At 53.1% G+C, this 15,800-nt stretch carries 16 protein-coding genes; 8 read left to right on the top strand and 8 right to left on the bottom strand.

The window, feature by feature from the left end:
• Positions 1 to 3 precede the first annotated feature (3 nt).
• From MWU62_RS18915 to coaBC, 3 genes are all read right to left on the bottom strand, one after another.
• Complete coding sequence (locus MWU62_RS18915) at positions 4 to 2,661, bottom strand: phosphomannomutase/phosphoglucomutase (protein WP_281494809.1); 2,658 nt, start codon at positions 2,659 to 2,661, stop codon at positions 4 to 6.
• Between the two features lie 91 nt (positions 2,662 to 2,752).
• Positions 2,753 to 3,214, bottom strand: a complete 462-nt coding sequence (gene dut / locus MWU62_RS05950) for a dUTP diphosphatase (RefSeq protein ID WP_247113990.1) — start codon at positions 3,212 to 3,214, stop codon at positions 2,753 to 2,755.
• 1 nt (position 3,215) lies between these two features.
• Positions 3,216 to 4,415 (bottom strand): bifunctional phosphopantothenoylcysteine decarboxylase/phosphopantothenate--cysteine ligase CoaBC, encoded by a 1,200-nt coding sequence (gene coaBC, locus MWU62_RS05955; RefSeq protein WP_247113991.1) that lies wholly within the window; start codon positions 4,413 to 4,415, stop codon positions 3,216 to 3,218.
• A 175-nt stretch (positions 4,416 to 4,590) separates the two neighbouring features.
• Here coaBC and radC point away from each other — a divergent pair, with 175 nt between their 5' ends.
• From radC to rpmG, 3 genes are all read left to right on the top strand, one after another.
• Complete coding sequence (gene radC, locus MWU62_RS05960; protein ID WP_247113992.1) at positions 4,591 to 5,265, top strand: DNA repair protein RadC; 675 nt, start codon at positions 4,591 to 4,593, stop codon at positions 5,263 to 5,265.
• Between the two features lie 217 nt (positions 5,266 to 5,482).
• Positions 5,483 to 5,719, top strand: a complete 237-nt coding sequence (gene rpmB, locus MWU62_RS05965; RefSeq protein WP_071263340.1) for a 50S ribosomal protein L28 — start codon at positions 5,483 to 5,485, stop codon at positions 5,717 to 5,719.
• Positions 5,720 to 5,730: 11 nt separating this feature from the next.
• The gene (gene rpmG / locus MWU62_RS05970) at positions 5,731 to 5,886 is read left to right on the top strand and encodes a 50S ribosomal protein L33 (protein WP_071263342.1); all 156 of its coding nucleotides are present in this window, start codon (positions 5,731 to 5,733) and stop codon (positions 5,884 to 5,886) included.
• Positions 5,887 to 5,952: 66 nt separating this feature from the next.
• Here the strand turns inward: rpmG and MWU62_RS05975 are convergent, their stop codons facing one another.
• The 3 genes from MWU62_RS05975 to MWU62_RS05985 all read right to left on the bottom strand — a co-directional run bounded on the left by MWU62_RS05975 (position 5,953) and on the right by MWU62_RS05985 (position 8,211).
• Positions 5,953 to 6,813, bottom strand: coding sequence for an endonuclease/exonuclease/phosphatase family protein (locus tag MWU62_RS05975; RefSeq protein WP_216007115.1), 861 nt, complete (start codon positions 6,811 to 6,813; stop codon positions 5,953 to 5,955).
• Between the two features lie 10 nt (positions 6,814 to 6,823).
• Positions 6,824 to 7,459 carry a thiol:disulfide interchange protein DsbA/DsbL gene (locus MWU62_RS05980; protein ID WP_247113993.1) on the bottom strand — a complete coding sequence of 212 codons (636 nt, stop codon included), beginning with the start codon at positions 7,457 to 7,459 and terminating at the stop codon, positions 6,824 to 6,826.
• 143 nt (positions 7,460 to 7,602) lie between these two features.
• Entirely contained in the window at positions 7,603 to 8,211 is a 609-nt protein-coding gene (locus MWU62_RS05985; protein WP_247113994.1) for a c-type cytochrome, read from the bottom strand.
• A 173-nt stretch (positions 8,212 to 8,384) separates the two neighbouring features.
• On the opposite strand from MWU62_RS05985, the gene yihA reads away from it, so the two are divergent.
• Positions 8,385 to 9,023: a ribosome biogenesis GTP-binding protein YihA/YsxC gene (gene yihA, locus MWU62_RS05990; protein WP_247113995.1), complete on the top strand. Its 639-nt coding sequence runs from the start codon at positions 8,385 to 8,387 to the stop codon at positions 9,021 to 9,023.
• Between the two features lie 163 nt (positions 9,024 to 9,186).
• On the opposite strand, the gene MWU62_RS05995 is transcribed toward yihA, so the two are convergent.
• A complete protein-coding gene (locus MWU62_RS05995) occupies positions 9,187 to 9,867 on the bottom strand; it encodes a TetR/AcrR family transcriptional regulator (RefSeq protein ID WP_247113996.1) in 681 nt (226 codons plus the stop codon).
• 177 nt (positions 9,868 to 10,044) lie between these two features.
• Between MWU62_RS05995 and MWU62_RS06000 the strand changes: the two genes are divergently transcribed.
• From MWU62_RS06000 to coaD, 4 genes are all read left to right on the top strand, one after another.
• On the top strand, positions 10,045 to 11,490 hold the full coding sequence (locus tag MWU62_RS06000; RefSeq protein WP_247113997.1) for a coniferyl aldehyde dehydrogenase: 1,446 nt from the start codon (positions 10,045 to 10,047) through the stop codon (positions 11,488 to 11,490).
• A 70-nt stretch (positions 11,491 to 11,560) separates the two neighbouring features.
• Positions 11,561 to 12,196, top strand: coding sequence for a hypothetical protein (locus tag MWU62_RS06005; RefSeq protein ID WP_247113998.1), 636 nt, complete (start codon positions 11,561 to 11,563; stop codon positions 12,194 to 12,196).
• 56 nt (positions 12,197 to 12,252) lie between these two features.
• Positions 12,253 to 13,845, top strand: coding sequence for a GMC family oxidoreductase (locus MWU62_RS06010; RefSeq protein WP_247113999.1), 1,593 nt, complete (start codon positions 12,253 to 12,255; stop codon positions 13,843 to 13,845).
• A 116-nt stretch (positions 13,846 to 13,961) separates the two neighbouring features.
• The gene (coaD, locus tag MWU62_RS06015; RefSeq protein ID WP_200362267.1) at positions 13,962 to 14,444 is read left to right on the top strand and encodes a pantetheine-phosphate adenylyltransferase; all 483 of its coding nucleotides are present in this window, start codon (positions 13,962 to 13,964) and stop codon (positions 14,442 to 14,444) included.
• Between the two features lie 60 nt (positions 14,445 to 14,504).
• Here the strand turns inward: coaD and MWU62_RS06020 are convergent, their stop codons facing one another.
• Complete coding sequence (locus tag MWU62_RS06020) at positions 14,505 to 15,791, bottom strand: DUF945 family protein (protein WP_247114000.1); 1,287 nt, start codon at positions 15,789 to 15,791, stop codon at positions 14,505 to 14,507.
• Positions 15,792 to 15,800 lie beyond the last annotated feature (9 nt).

Genomic DNA, 15,800 nt, shown 5'->3' on the forward strand with positions numbered 1-15,800 from the left:
GCGTCAGAACTCAGCCACAAGATCCGGCGCCACCTTTTGTAGCTGGCTCCGGAAAATGTCTTTTATCCGCGCCAGAGCCTCTTCTGTTTCAGCTTCAAAGCGAAGCACCAAAACTGGCGTAGTATTAGAGGCCCGACACAGCCCCCAGCCGTCTGCATAATCCACTCGAATGCCGTCTATGGTGCTGATATTTCCGTCGCCAAATTCTCCCTCTTGGCCCAGCTGCTCCATAATCGAGAACTTACTGCTTTCGGTGACCTCTACATTGAGTTCCGGTGTACTGATGTCCTCTGGGAAGTCCTCAAACACTTCTTCACTGTGGCGGTCTTCAATGCCCAGTATCTCCAGAAGTCTGGCGGCAGCATACAGTCCGTCATCAAAGCCGTACCAGCGTTCAGCAAAGAAAATATGGCCACTCATCTCACCGGCCAACAAAGCACCCGTTTCTTTCATTTTGGCTTTCATCAGTGAGTGGCCGGTCTTCCACATAATGGGGCGCCCGCCAGATTCCGAAATCACGCTGGCAAGCCGACGGCTGCATTTCACATCGTACAGCACATCCGCTCCGGGGTTCCGTGAAACCACATCACGGGCAAACAGCATCAACAAACGGTCCGGCCAAATAATCTTGCCAGTATTGGTCACCAGACCCAGCCGATCTCCATCGCCATCAAAGGCCACCCCAAGATCTGCACCTTCCGCTTTGACTCGCTCAATCAGGTCTGCAAGGTTGGCTGGCTTGCCGGGGTCCGGGTGATGGTTCGGGAAATCCCCATCAACTTCACAGTACAGCGGGACCACTTCGCAACCAAGCTCTTCAATCAACATGGGGCCCAGCTCGCCTGCAATACCATTACCTGCATCGACAACCACTTTTAGCGGCGCCGCAACGGCAATATCACCCACGATGCGATCAAGATACGCCCGACGCACGTCCTCAGACGATTGAGTGCCCCGGCCAGCCGCAAGATTACCCGATTTTATACGCTGGAATAGAGACATGATTGCGTCGCCGGAGAGGGTTTCGCCCCCCAACATGATTTTGAGGCCGTTGTAGTTTGCCGGGTTGTGGCTGCCCGTCACCATCACACCTGAACCATTCTCAAGGTGATGGGTTGCGAAATACAACACAGGTGTCGGTACCGCACCCACATGGATAACGTTACAGCCCGATGCCATAACCCCTCTGGCAAGTGCATCTGCCAGCTCAGGGCTTGAATGGCGACCATCGTAACCTATGCATAGCGATACCAGACCTCGGCTGATGGCTTCTGAGCCTATAGCGGCGCCAATTTTTTCAACAATGGCTGCCGAGAGCGTCTCCCCAACAATGCCACGGATATCGTAAGCCCGGAATATATTGGGCGATATTTCAATAGCGGGCTCGCTGGATTCTTCAACTCCCAATATGTCTTCGTCGCTAAAAAATGAGCTTTCGTCGCTACTGCTGCCAAAGCCTAAGACGTCTTCATCACCATCGAGCATATCAATGTCTGGCAACTCTTTATCCTGAAACAGCGGCTCGGCATCGTCTGTTTCAACCGTTCTTGCACTCTTGGTGGGGGCAGAAGGCATGGGCTTGGCCTTCTCGGAAGCCTTCGCCAGACGCTTTTCCACAACCTGCGACAACCTATAAAGCACCTCCGAAGTGGAGCCCACTATGTCCCACTGGAAGTTGGGCAGCTTTTGGCGCTCACCACTAAACACCTTGTGGGCCCACTGCACGAGGTTGGTTACTTCGTGACGCAAGCTCTTTTGAGCGTTAACCAACAACACCCAAACCGCTATGGCGGCGATGAGTACAGGCACGCCAACCAGCAGTGCGAGCAACAGAATATTAACCGGCGGCGCTGCCAAAGCACCCGGCTTATAGGTAATACTCCAATCGGGATTAGCGAGGACTCTGGTCTCCGTTGCGCTTGCGGCTACGCCTGAACTGGTGCCGCCACTGAGGAACGTACGAGAGGCGCCGGAAACGGTTTGTATCAACGCCAACTCCCCCCCTAGCTGCGTATTAACCACGGAAAGCAGAGGCTGCAGCACAGAGGCATCAAAAACCACAAGGAGGCTACCTACAATAGCCTTGCTGGACGGATTGCGCACTGGCGCCGCCATTTGCACATACCAGCGGTTTTCCCGGGGGAAGGCATCCGGGTGCAAGGGTTGGCTGTTTTCAGCCCGTCGGGCCAACTCTAACCCGGCGAAGCCAAGCAAACCGTTGCCGGTCCGCGGAACTTGGCGATACGGGAACAAAAACACCGCCTGCACACCCGGCAAAGCGGTGGTTAATGTCTGCTGAACGGTGCCTGAATCCCCACCCTCAACTAGCGCACTCACCACATGAGGTTGGGTTGCCAAACCATTAACGCTCTGCTGCATCAATGTAAGGTATTGGCCTGTGCGCTGAGCGGCAGCGTCGGCTTCCACACCTTTCCAAGCGTTAAAACGCTTGTCGGTAGCTGGCTGTAGCACCAGAAAATGCATTAGAACCACAGCAACCAGTCCCGCCGCAAAAACAACCAACGATTGCTTTACAGCCGTCGAGCCAAGGTGTTTCAGCTTAGAACCTGCAGTAGCCCGGGCTTTCGGTTTTTTTTCTGCTTTGGCAGCCGGTTGCTCATCAGCAGTTGCTTCAGACGACTTCTTCTTACCCAGCTTCATAGTTCATCCTGCGAATTATCTTTTTGTCCTGGACAAGCACGTATCGGCAAAGTATAGACGCCGCGACAGGTTTCTGCGTTAAGGCTTAAGGTTACCGGGTTCCGGTAGAACCAAATCCGCCCTCACCTCTTGAACTGGCATCGAACTCCGAAACTATTTCGAAGTCGGCTTGAATGACCGGTACCAGCACCAGCTGGGCTATGCGCTCCCCAACTTCTACCGTAAACGCTGCATTGCCACGATTCCAGCAGGACACCATCAACTCGCCCTGATAGTCGGAATCAATCAGACCCACCAAATTACCCAGCACAATACCGTGTTTGTGCCCCAGCCCACTCCGGGGCAGAATCATCGCGGCCAGAGACGGGTCGGCGATGTGGATGGAAAGCCCGGTTCGAATTAGCTTTGTCTCGCCTGGCGCTAATGTAATAGGTCTATCGAGGCAGGCCCGCAAATCGAGGCCGGCAGAGCCTTCAGTGGCGTACTCGGGGAAAGCAATCTCGTTACCAATTCGGTCATCGAGAATGCGCACTTGTAAGTTCTTTTTGCTCATATTATTCCTGCTTCAGCCGTTCGCCAATAAGCTCTATTAAGCGTGAGGCAATACGTTTTTTAGTGTCTGGGCCTATCGTTTCCTGACCACCCGACCAGAATACCGTCACTGCGTTGTCGTCACTGTTGAAGCCCAGCCCCGGAGCCGACACATCGTTGGCAACAATCATGCGTAAATTTTTTCGCTGCATTTTGTCTTTGGCGTAATGAGCAACGTCTGAGGTCTCAGCAGCAAAGCCCACTGTAAATGGCGCATCTGGGCGCCCTGCAATGGTCGCTAATGTGTCGGGATTGCGTGTGAGAGGCAATGTCATGGTCTCATTGGACTTTTTGATCTTATTGTTGGCGCAATTTTCAGGCCGGTAATCCGCAACTGCTGCGGTTGCGACGAACAGATCGCAGCCTTCATCGACGGCTAACGAAGCCGCCTTCAACATATCCTCGGCTGTAATTACAGCGCGAACGTCGACACCCACTGGAGCCTCCAAGTTGACCGGCCCGCTAACCAGAATAACTCTGGCACCAGCATCTCTTGCGGCCGCCGCCAGTGCGTAGCCCATTTTGCCCGAACTGTGATTGCTGATATAGCGCACCGGATCGATCGGCTCACGGGTTGGGCCTGCGGTGATAACAACACGCTTTCCTGCAAGCCCTTTGCCGCCATGCTGTTTTTCCATAATAAGGTCAGCAATCATTGCGGCCTCAAGCATACGCCCTGGCCCATTATCACCACAGGCTTGCTCACCTTGATCCGGCCCCCAGAGCGTAATCTGCGAGTCGCTCGCCAGCAAACGAATGTTGCGCTGGGTGCGCTCATTACTCCACATTGCCTGATTCATGGCTGGCGCCACGGCGATTGGGGCTACAGTTGCACAACAGACCGTCGTTAGCAGGTCGTTAGCCATTCCTTGAGCGAGCCTTGCGATAAAATCTGCGGATGCAGGTGCAATAACCACCTGATCGGCCCATTTCGCCAACTCTATATGCCCCATGCCAGCCTCGGCCTCTGGGTCAAGCAACGACGTTCGCACCGGCTCGCCACTTAGGGCCTGAAAAGTAAGAGGCATCACAAAGGCTTCCGCTCCTTGGGTCATGACTACCCTTACCTCGTAGCCAGCCTTTTTCAACAAGCGCACAAGCTCGGCACTTTTATAGGCTGCAATGCCGCCGGTAATGCCCAGCAGAATGTTTCTGACGGCCATAAAGGCTCCGTATCCACTTAAAATGAAAGGCTTATAAGATAGCATGCTCTGGCAATACCGACAGCCTGCAAGACCCTTCGCACGTTTACCAATTGTTACTTTTTGGAGTAATCTGTGTAACTGAAAAGCGCACGGGAAGCGCCAAGCCCTTCAATCACTATGCAAGGAAGCCAAAATGACCGATACCATATGGCCCATGGATGAGCGCCCTCGTGAACGACTGCTCGCCCACGGCGCCGAAAGCCTCTCAGATGCAGAACTGCTGGCTATTTTTCTACGCACCGGCACCACCGGCATGCCGGTTATGGAACTTTCACGCTTTCTTTTGCAGGAATTTTCCGGCTTGCGTGGGCTCTTAACGGCATCCCGCAGACAATTTTGTGGCGTGAAAGGGCTAGGCTCCGCGAAATACTCACAAGTTCAAGCTGCTATGGAAATGGCCCGGCGCGTAATGGATGAACCCTTGCGCCAAGGTGACCCGCTGCGCTCACCGGAGGATACCCGGCGCTTTCTCACAAGCCGGCTGGGCACCTACCCTCACGAAGTCTTCGCGGGGTTATTTCTGGACAACAGGCACCGGGTTATTCAGTACCGGGAATTGTTTCGGGGCACCATTGACGGAGCCGCCGTATATCCTCGAGAGGTTGTGCGACAGGCTTTGGAAGATAATGCCGCCGCCGTTATCTTTGCCCACAACCACCCCTCCGGCGTCGCCGAACCCAGTCAGGCTGACATTTCCCTAACCAAACGCTTAAAAGAAGCGCTTGGCCTTGTGGATATCAGGGTTCTTGACCATATGGTAGTGGGCCACGGTGAGGTAATATCGCTCGCAGAACGTGGATTGATGTAAGCCATCCTAGGCGAATGCAGGAAAACTGGCCAAATTCCCAACAATTTTTTGCGTTGGGGTGCTGGTTCTGGTATAAAAGCGTCCCTTTCTGGCGGCGTCTGGCGAGCAGCGTTCAGTTCAGGGGCGCAAACGGGAACCTAACCGTTCCTCGGCAACCAGAGACGCGTTAAAATCGAATTCGTATTTATTAAGACCATTGCTCAGGTCGGAGGCAAGTATGTCCAGAGTTTGTCAGGTAACCGGTAAGCGTCCGGTTTCCGGTAACAATGTTTCTCACGCGATGAACCACACCCGTCGTCGCTTTCTGCCTAACCTGCAAAGCAAGCGCTTTTGGGTTGAGTCTGAAAAGCGTTTCGTAAGGCTGCGCACCTCTACCAAGGGTATGCGCATCATCGATAAAAATGGTATTGACGCTGTATTGGCCGATCTTCGTGCCCGCGGCGAGAAAGTATAAGGAGCCGCATCATGCGCGAAAAAATCAAGCTGGTTTCATCAGCAGGCACGGGTCACTTCTACACGACCATGAAGAACAAGCGTAACACTCCGGAAAAAATCGAGATCAAAAAGTACGATCCGGTTGTCCGCAAGCACGTTGCGTACAAGGAAGCCAAGATCAAGTAATTTTTGATCTGGAATCCACAAAAAAACTCGGCGCTGCCGAGTTTTTTTGTATGTGCTTCGATTTTCTCAGAACTTTTTCAAATACCCATCTGGCAAAGCTATATCCATGGCAATCGGCAAGTGGTCGGACATAGGGTAACTCACCACTTCCGAGTTTCTTATCTGCAAACTTGGGCTCACCAGAATATGGTCCAGCGCCTTCTCGGGCCGCCAACTTGGAAAGCTGTGGGCACTGTCCGGCAGAGGTATCAAATCCGTCTCTTTCAAGGGAGTCTGGGTTAACAACTGCTCCGCATGGGCATTCATATCACCCATCAACACCACATGTCGGTACTTTGATATCAACTCGCTGATAAAGCCCAACTGGCGCTGCTGCCCGGACTTACTCAGTGCGAGGTGCATCATCACCAGAACCAGCGGATCTTCTTCAGTGCCATAGCGGGCTACAATCGCCCCCCTTCCTGGAAGACGACCAGGCAACTTGTACTCTTTTACATCCAAGGGCCGGAACCGGCTCAGCAAACCGTTGCTGTGCTGGGCAATCTGGCCCAAATTACGGTTCAACTGTTGATGCCAGTAAGGAATGCCCGCTGCTTCGGCGAGATACTGAACCTGATTGATATGCCCGCTGCGCAAACTCCCCCCGTCACACTCCTGCAGCGCCACTACATCGTAGTTGCTAAGCAATGAGGCTATGCGATCCAAATTCTCGATACGATTGCGATGGGGGAGGAAGTGCTGCCAGCTTCTGGTTAGGTAGTGCCGGTAAGAGGAGGTGTTGATACCCACTTGTATATTGAACGTAAGCAACCGGAGGTGGCGCTGGGGCTCAAACTCGGGCACATGCTCAAGGCCCGAGTTTGAGCCTTTCGACTCATCCCGGGCGCTGAGAATGCCATTAAGCTGCTTCCTAAAGCGTTTATACATAGTGTTATTGCTATTTAACTGCAGAGCGCTCTTTCTCTACCAGATAATCTACTACTGCCAGCGTTGCCTCCAGACTACCGGCCATGGACGCACTAACCGTATACTTACCATTTACCAGCATAGTCGGTGTGCCCGTAATGCGCGCACCGCGAATCTTAGCCTGAGCTTGCTGCATACGCGCATTTACACCGAAGCTGTTGAAGTTATTCAGAAACTCCTCACGATCGACACCATGACCCGCAACAAAGTTCGCCAGCGACTCGCCGTCATTCAATGGCCGACGCTGACCCGCCAATGCTTCGAACAGGGCATCATGAACTTTCTCTAGCGAGTTCATGGCTTCTAGCGCGTAGAAGGCTTGCGCATGGGGCACCCAGGAGCGACCAAGAGCCGCAGGAATGCGCACATAATTTACATCATCCGGAGCTTTGGCTTCCCAGCTCTCAGCCAGCGGCTTGAAGTTATAGCAGTGCGGACAGCCGTACCAGAAAACCTCTGCAACCTCGATGCCTGAATCAGCATCTGTGCGCACCGGGGTGTCGAGCTTTTTGTAATGCGTTCCTTCCTGCCAGTCTGCCGCATTGGCCTGACCAAATATGGCCAATGCCAGCAAAAACAAACCAACCGATCTAAGTGCCCGAAACATGAAGTATCTCCAAATTTTATAAGTGTCGTTATAGGGGAATTATGACCTGCTGAGCCTGAAAAGTTCCACCGTTTGTGGATTACAGGATCGACAGACGAAAAACCCCGCACAAGGCGGGGTTTTTCAGGATGGGAACGCTAGTATCAGTTGAGACCAGAAATGTAGCTGGAAACCGCTTCAATTTCTGCATCGGTCAATCTGGCAGACACGTCCATCATGATCGCCGCATGAGCGCCGTTCGCACGAGTGCCATCGCGATAGGCTTCTAACTGCTTAACTAAATACTCAGCATTCTGGCCGCCAACATGTGGATAGCCTGCAGGCTCGTTACCCTTGCCCTGTGGGCTATGACAGGCCGCACAGGCTGGAACGCCAGAGGCCATGTTGCCGCCGCGATAAAGCGCAGCGCCTTTCTCTATCAGCTCTGGGTCAGCCTGGCTTACAACCATCTTTTGGCTGGCGAAGTAGGCCGCAAGATCCTCAAGATCCTGCTTTGACTTACCCGTAAGCTGGCCGATCATCTCCGGAATCGGGCGCGCATCTTCCTGAATCGCCACTAACTGGTTATACAGATATTTTTCGCCCAGCCCGGATATTTTCGGATAGACGCCCATAATTGGCTTGGCTCCACCTTGGCCGTGGCATGCCTGACAGGCTGCCGCCGCTTGCTTGCCTGCTTCAGGATCCCCTGCTCCGTGCGCCATAGCTGTAAGGCCAAGGCCGAAAACAAATCCTGCGATCAGTTTCTTCATGCTCGCTCCGCTTCTCTCATCTCGAAAATATTCTTAGTTTGCAGCTGGCAGGCGCTGTTCAGTCAGGCTCAAGACCAAGGCTGACAGCGGTTACGCCAAGCGTACCGCCCGGAATTGGTGTAGCATTATACATTAATCCCTGATAACTGAAATCCAAAGGAAAGCCAACCGCTGTGGACTCTGATCTGACTCAAAAAAGCATCTCTTTTAACAGCGCTCGCTTCCTGATAAGCGCGCCCAGACTGGAAGACTGCCCGCCGGACATTGGCGCAGAGGTAGCCTTCGCCGGGCGTTCAAACGCAGGAAAGTCCAGTGCCATGAACGCCATTACTGCTAATGGCAAACTCGCCCGCACCAGCAAAACGCCAGGACGCACGCGTTTAATCAACTTTTTTTCCCTAAACCGCGAAAATGCTCGGCTAGTAGACCTGCCAGGGTACGGCTACGCGAAAGTCTCCCGAGACATGAAAGATGACTGGCAAAAGCATCTCGGGCAATACCTGAACGACCGTCAATGTTTACGCGGTCTGGTTTTGGTAATGGATATCCGCCACCCACTCACCGAATTTGACCAAATGATGGTGGAATGGTGCGAACATAACAAGTTGCCGCTGATGATTCTGGCCACAAAAGCCGACAAACTTAAATTCGGGCAAGCCAAAACCACCATGCTGGAGATTTCCAAAAAGCTTCAGGAATTTACCTGTGTCGAGCACTTGGTTATGTTTTCGTCAACATCGAAACGTGGCGTTGATGAGTGTCGGGCGGCACTGACAGATTGGTTGGAAAACGCCGGGGAAGACCCGCAATAGGAATGAAAAAACCGGCCTGAAAAAAATCAGGCCGGTAAAACGTCAGGGTTTGCGACGTGCTAAAACCTGAGAACTCACTCAGGAAACGCCGGAAATGTCCGAATCTCCAACGTCTCCCATAAAGACAAGCCTTGTCCGGAAAAGTTCCGAAGTGCGTCTGGCTTCAAACCACAGAAGTGTCCCCTTTATCTTCCTGATCCGGCTTGGTTGGCCGGTACCTCTCTCTCAGCTCCATCACCTGTTCACGATAAACCGGCATTACGTAAGGAATCTCAAGCGTCAACACCTGATAAATACCCTGCTTCAACTCATGCAGGGTAAGGCATGCGGATGCTTTTTCACCATGGGCTGTTTTAAGGAATGCCATCCAGTTGGTTACTATCAACCATACATTCAGTGACATGGCGGCTCGAAGAGCTTCTGGCTGAGGCTCCAGAACACCACCCTCCGCCAGCTTCTCAAAAATCTTGCTTATGGCCGCCAGACACCGGTCAGTGAATTCTCGATAGTCGTTGCGCAAACGCTGATCTCTGTCCAACAGGTTTTCAAGATCTCTGTGGAGGAACCGGTAACTCCAAAGTCCATCAAACACTGACTCCAGATAAAACGTCATATCGTCCAGGTTCAAAGGCCGGTCTTCAGGGATATCGAGGTAGTAATCCACCAGCTTTTCGTATTCCTGAAATATCTCGTAAATAATGTCGGACTTGTTGCGAAAGTGGTAATAGAGGTTGCCCGGCGATATCGCCAAATGCGCCGCAATGTGATTGGTTGTTACGTTTCGCTCGCCCTGCTCATTAAACAGCTCAAGACTCGACAGCAATATTTTGTCTCTGGTTTTCATAGGCTCATCGGCGTTTGTTGTTTTACAGCCCACCGGTGGCCTGATTCGCCATTGGAGCTGCTTGACTCAATAGAGTATATACTCTAATAATACCCTCCAGTGCAAATTGAGCGTTTTTTCGCCATACCAATACATCAGGCTATCGCCGGTAAACGGCGGAGCCAAGAGGAGGACACCATGGGTGCCAGCGCAGTTCAGCTCACAGAGAGCAATAGTCACATTCAGCAGACCCACCGAGTGTTTGGAGTCCAAAAAAAGGCGTTTCACGACCATCCAACGCCGTCGCTGGCGGAACGTCAGGAAAACCTGAATCGGCTCAAACAAGCCCTACTGTCCTATCAGGATCGTATTCTGGATGCCATTGACCGGGATTTTTCCTGCCGCTCCCGGGACGAATCACTCATTGCAGAAGTTATGCCGTCCATTCAGGGCATTAACTACACTTTGAAAAACCTCGAAGGCTGGATGAAGCCTTCCCGCCGGCACGTATCCATTCTGTTCCGGCCTGCCAGCAACAAAGTTTGTTACCAGCCGAAAGGCGTTGTTGGCGTAATTGTGCCTTGGAATTACCCGCTGTATCTGGCTGTAGGGCCCCTTGTTGCCTCTCTCGCCGCGGGAAACCGCACCATGATCAAGATGTCCGAGTTCACGCCGCACACATCGGCTCTGTTCAAAGAACTTATTGAAGCCACTTTTCCGGAAGATCTAGTGGCCGTAATCAATGGCGAAGCCGACGTTGCGGCTGACTTTTCCGCACGGCCTTTCGATCACATGCTATTCACCGGTTCCACATCGGTAGGCAAGTTAGTGATGCGGGCCGCCTCCGAGAACCTAACACCCGTAACTCTAGAGCTGGGCGGTAAATCACCCGCTATTGTTTCTCCAGACGTTCCTTTGGAGGATGCGGCACAGCGCATTGCATTCGGCAAGGCGTTCAACGCAGGCCAAACTTGTGTAGCGCCGGACTACGTACTTTGCTCAGCTGATCGCACGCAGGCCTTCGTAGACGAGTTCCGCGCCCAGTTTGCAGAAATGTACCCTTCCCTGCGGGATAACGACGACTACACGGCCATTATCAATGAGCGCCAGTACAAGCGCCTGAAGGGTTATCTTGAGGACGCCAAAGCTAAAGGCGCCGAGCTGATTGAGATGAACCCTGCACAGGAAAACATGGGCGATGGCACCTATAAGATTCCGGTAACACTGGTATTGAAAACCACGCCGGACATGAAGCTGATGCAGGATGAAATCTTCGGGCCTATCCTGCCGATTGTGAGTTACGGCGATCTTGATGAGGCGATCCAGTTCATTAACGACCGCCCGCGACCTCTGGCCCTGTACTTTTTCGGCTACGACCGCGACCAGCAAAAGCAAGTGATCGATCACACCCTCTCGGGGGGAATGTGCATTAACGATTCCCTGATGCACGTCGCTCAGGACGACCTTCCCTTCGGTGGCGTGGGTGATTCAGGAATGGGTCACTACCATGGCAAGGAAGGCTTCCTGACCTTCTCGCACCAACGAGCTATTTTTGCCAAACAGAAGTTCAACAGCGGCAAGTTTGTCTATCCTCCTTATGGGACATCCGCCCATAAAATGATCTACAAATTCTTTATCCGCTAAGCGCCTTGCACTGCAGCCGGGGCTCTAGAGCCCCGGTAATCACCATACTAAAAATAAGAGTGAACCAATTATGACCGACCCCCTCACCCTACCCGAAGGGCAGGACTCGATATCTTTGGATCGGCGCAGCTTCCTTCGCACCGGGCTGGGTGGCGCCTTACTTTTGGGCACCATTAGTGTCACTGCGGGCCTGAGTGGCTGCGCTACTTCACCAGCTGGGCGGTTAGGCGCTGTTGAAACACGCATGGATGCACGGTACAGGTTCCAGTTCCTGACAGCAGACGACATCAAACTGTTCGAAGCTCTGCTACCGGCCATTCTCGGTTCCGCACTGCCGGAGCAGGCCAACGCCCGACGCATGGCTATTGCCAGCACAGTCGAGCGCATTGACGCCGGTATTCACAAATTCGGCCCCGCCAACCAAAAAGAACTCAGACAACTGTTTGATTTGCTCAACTTAGGCATTACCCGGGTCACCATCGCACGGATTTGGTCACCTTGGCCGAATGTCACCACGGAACAAGCCAACGGATTTCTCGAACGTTGGCGCTCAAGCAGTATCGGGCTGCTCAATAATGGCTACATGGCCCTGACCAAAATCAGCAACGTGGCGTTTTACGGTTATCAGGAGAACTGGCATCTTTCCGGTTATCCAGGTCCACCCGAGTGGGCTGTTCAAGCCTTGCCGCAATTCCGTAAAGCCTGATCTTCAGACTGCGGATTAAGCCCGCTGTTATTTTTATTAAAGGGAAACCACCAATCATGTCGTTCAACGATCGCATTGCTCAGGGTCTGGAATCCGGCTGGAAAGTCATCGACGGCGCTAGGCTAACCGATAATCACACGGCAGAAGCGGATGTGGTTATTGTAGGTACGGGCGCAGGTGGCGGAACCACCGCAGAAATTCTCGCCAAGAGCGGCCTCTCCGTTATTTTGGTGGAAGAGGGCCGCCTGTATTACCAAAAAGACTTCAAAATGGACGAACTTACGTCCTATGCCAATCTCTATCAGGAGGGCATGAGCCGCACGACTAAAGACGGTGCCATTGCGATTTTGCAAGGCCGCTGCGTAGGCGGCTCGACAACGGTCAACTGGACCAGCAGTTTTCGCACCCCGGATGCAACGCTCAACTACTGGGCCAGGCAATTTGGCCTAGAGGCACTGAGCCCGGCGGCTATGGCACCTTGGTTTGAGGGCCGTGAAACACGGCACTCCATGTCACCTTGGGAAATGGCGCCCAACCTTAATAACGACATATTGCGCCAAGGCTGCGAGAAACTGGGCTTTAGCTGGCAGGTGATCCCGCGTAACGTCAAAGGCTGCTGGAATCTGGGTTATTGTGGGGTGGGTTGCCCAACCAACGCCAAACAGGGTGCATTAATGACCACCATTCCCGGTGCGCTGGATAATAATGCCACCCTGTACCACGGGCTGCGCGCCGAGCGGCTGGTAATGAAACAGGACAAAATTGACGCCTTGCAAGCCACAGCAATGGCCAGCGACGGGATCACTCCCACCAACATAACGGTTACGCTTAAAGCCAAGCACTTTGTGGTTGCCGCCAGTGCGATAGGCTCACCCGGCCTACTGCTGCGCTCCAAACTGCCCGACCCCTACGAGCGAGTTGGAAAACGGTCATTTATTCACCCGGTGAACGCCAGCGTTGCACAAATGCCGAAATTGGTAGATCCGTTTTACGGTGCGCCGCAGTCGGTTTATTCCGACGAGTTCAACTTCCGCAACGGCGTAGATGGCGACGCAGGCTACAAGTTGGAGGTACCACCGCTGCACCCTGCCATGTCTGCCGGTGTTGTGCCAGGGCATGGCGACGAACAGGCCAAAAATCTGGCTGGTTTACCCTGGATGCAGTCGGTTATCGCATTGGTGCGGGACGGTTTTCACGAAAACAGCACCGGCGGCACAGTATCTCTGCGAGACGACGGCAGCCCAATGCTGGATTACCCGGTCAGCGATTATCTTTGGAAGGGGCTGCGCAACGCGTTCTACACCATGGCGGAAATCCAATTCGCCGCCGGCGCCAAAAAAGTGCGCTTGATGCATTTGGACTCTGACTGGTACTCCAGCTGGGCTGATGCCAAAGCGGCCATCGATGGATTTTCCATGAAACCCCACCGGGTTCGTTTGTTCACTGCTCACCAGATGGGCGGTTGCGGTATGGGAAGCAACCCGAAAGAATCGGTGGTCAATGGGTTTGGCGAGCACCATCAGGTTAACAACCTCAGCGTACATGACGCCTCGATTTTCCCCACCAGCATTGGCGCAAATCCACAACTGTCTGTGTATGCCTTGGCTGCACGAAACAGCACGCGATTGGCCCAAAGGCTCAAAGCGTAAAACGCCCGATCGGAAGCTCTCAGCGCTACGCATCGGCGTAGGAGGGCTGCCAACCGGTCTACAGAATGCGCTGAAATGCTGATATTCTGGGTGCCTATTAAAACAAGGAGCTATGCATGCCTAAAGTCATTTATCCTGGCACCTTTGATCCCATCACCAACGGCCACACAGATCTTATAAAACGTGCCAGCCGTATGTTTGATGAGGTTGTGGTAGCCGTTGCCTATAACTCGAAGAAACAGCCATTATTTGATCTGGAAGAGCGCTGCGAGTTGGTGCGGCAAGCAACCACCGGCATCCCAAATGTCAGCGTGACAGGCTTTAGCTATTTACTCGCCGATTTTGTTCGTGACCAAGGCGCCACAGTGATACTTCGTGGCCTGCGGGCCGTCTCCGATTTCGAATATGAATTTCAACTTGCAGATATGAACCGTCGCTTGGCACCGGAGTTGGAAAGCGTATTTTTAACACCGTCTAACCACCTGTCCTATATTTCCTCCAGCCTTATCCGCGAAATCGCCTCGTTAAGCGGAGATGTATCTGAGTTTGTTGACCCGGTGGTAGAAGCTGCCTTGAAAGAGAAATTCAGAGAGGCTTAAGCCTAAAGCCGTATTAGCAAAAAGCCCCAAGCAGGGGCTTTTTGCTTACTTGATGCTACTTTAGAGCAGCGGCGGCAACGGAATTTTCTGACCGTTAACCTCGACCATCATGTCGTTCAACTTCGCCGCCAGCACCAACCTGTCGCCATCGGGCACCAATAAGCCCTGCTTAACAAGCGGCGCAAGTTGCAAGCGCACCGCTGGGTAGTCATCTACCAGCACAGTAGGCACGCTCAAACTCATGTCCCCGGTGAGCTGCTGCATCACCAACAGCATTCCTGCTTTCTCATCTGCTGTGAGTTCCGGGTGGCGAATAATTGCATGGCCCGTTACCTCGCCCTCAGGTGTATCCAGAGTCAGCTCGGAGAAGCCCACGGAAAACCCTGCAGCCGCCAGATCGCGCATAGCCGTATTAACTTGCCCCATGGCCGCCATCTGTTGCTCAAACATTTCAGGGCCGCTGGAAGTAGGCGCCAAGGTCAAACTTTGCAGTTCCGTCATGCTTGAAGCCAGCATGTTCCAACTCGTTACGTCCAGATTTTCGAGTGCGAATGCCAGTTTATGCGGGCCGTAAACCTCGTCTTCAAACAGAACCTTCTCCGCCTCAATCGTCATTTTCGAATCTAGGCGCTGTCCGTCACGTTTTGCCTCGGTGCTGCTATGGGCAAAGACACCCTCTATGGTTAGCGGCGACATTTCGGGAGACGTTAAAGCAACAGAATCTATGGACGCCTCCATGCTTCCTGTCCAAACGTCCCCTTCCAGATGGGCCATGCTCTGCTCTACACGGAACCCATTAACCCGAACACTCATCTCAGGGCTGGAGAGGCTAAGTTGCGGCCATACAATCAGCGCCTCCGCTTGAGATCCAGTATCACTGATTTCAATACGCGCAACACCACCACTGGTTCTAAGCGACTCGCCGCTATCAGGGTTGTTGATCGCAATGGCCGGTGCCTCCAACTCCAGTATGGCAACACCCCAAAGGCGCGTTTCGAGGGTTAGCCTTGGTCGCTCTTGAAACCAGTCAGCGCCTTCAGGCGCCCAGCCGTCAACTGGCACAAAATCCATAAAGCTACCGGTAATGCCATGGGTTACATCGGCCCGATACTCTATACGGCGAGTGTCGCCGGTTTCGGGATTAAACACAGTTATAGCGCCGTTCAAGTTCGAGCTAAGAAAACCCCTGCGGTAGTCTTCCGTTTGCATCTGTAAAAACGGCTGCGACTGATTCAGCTCATGGTTAACCTGCTGCCACTGTTGCTCGGTTACATAACCCACGACCCACGGCATTGCACCTGCGACAACCAGTACCCCCGCACCGGCAATAATCCATTTTGCTTTCAAGAACTCTCT

The sequence above is a fragment of the Marinobacter sp. S6332 genome (assembly GCF_023016045.1).
Lineage (GTDB): Bacteria > Pseudomonadota > Gammaproteobacteria > Pseudomonadales > Oleiphilaceae > Marinobacter.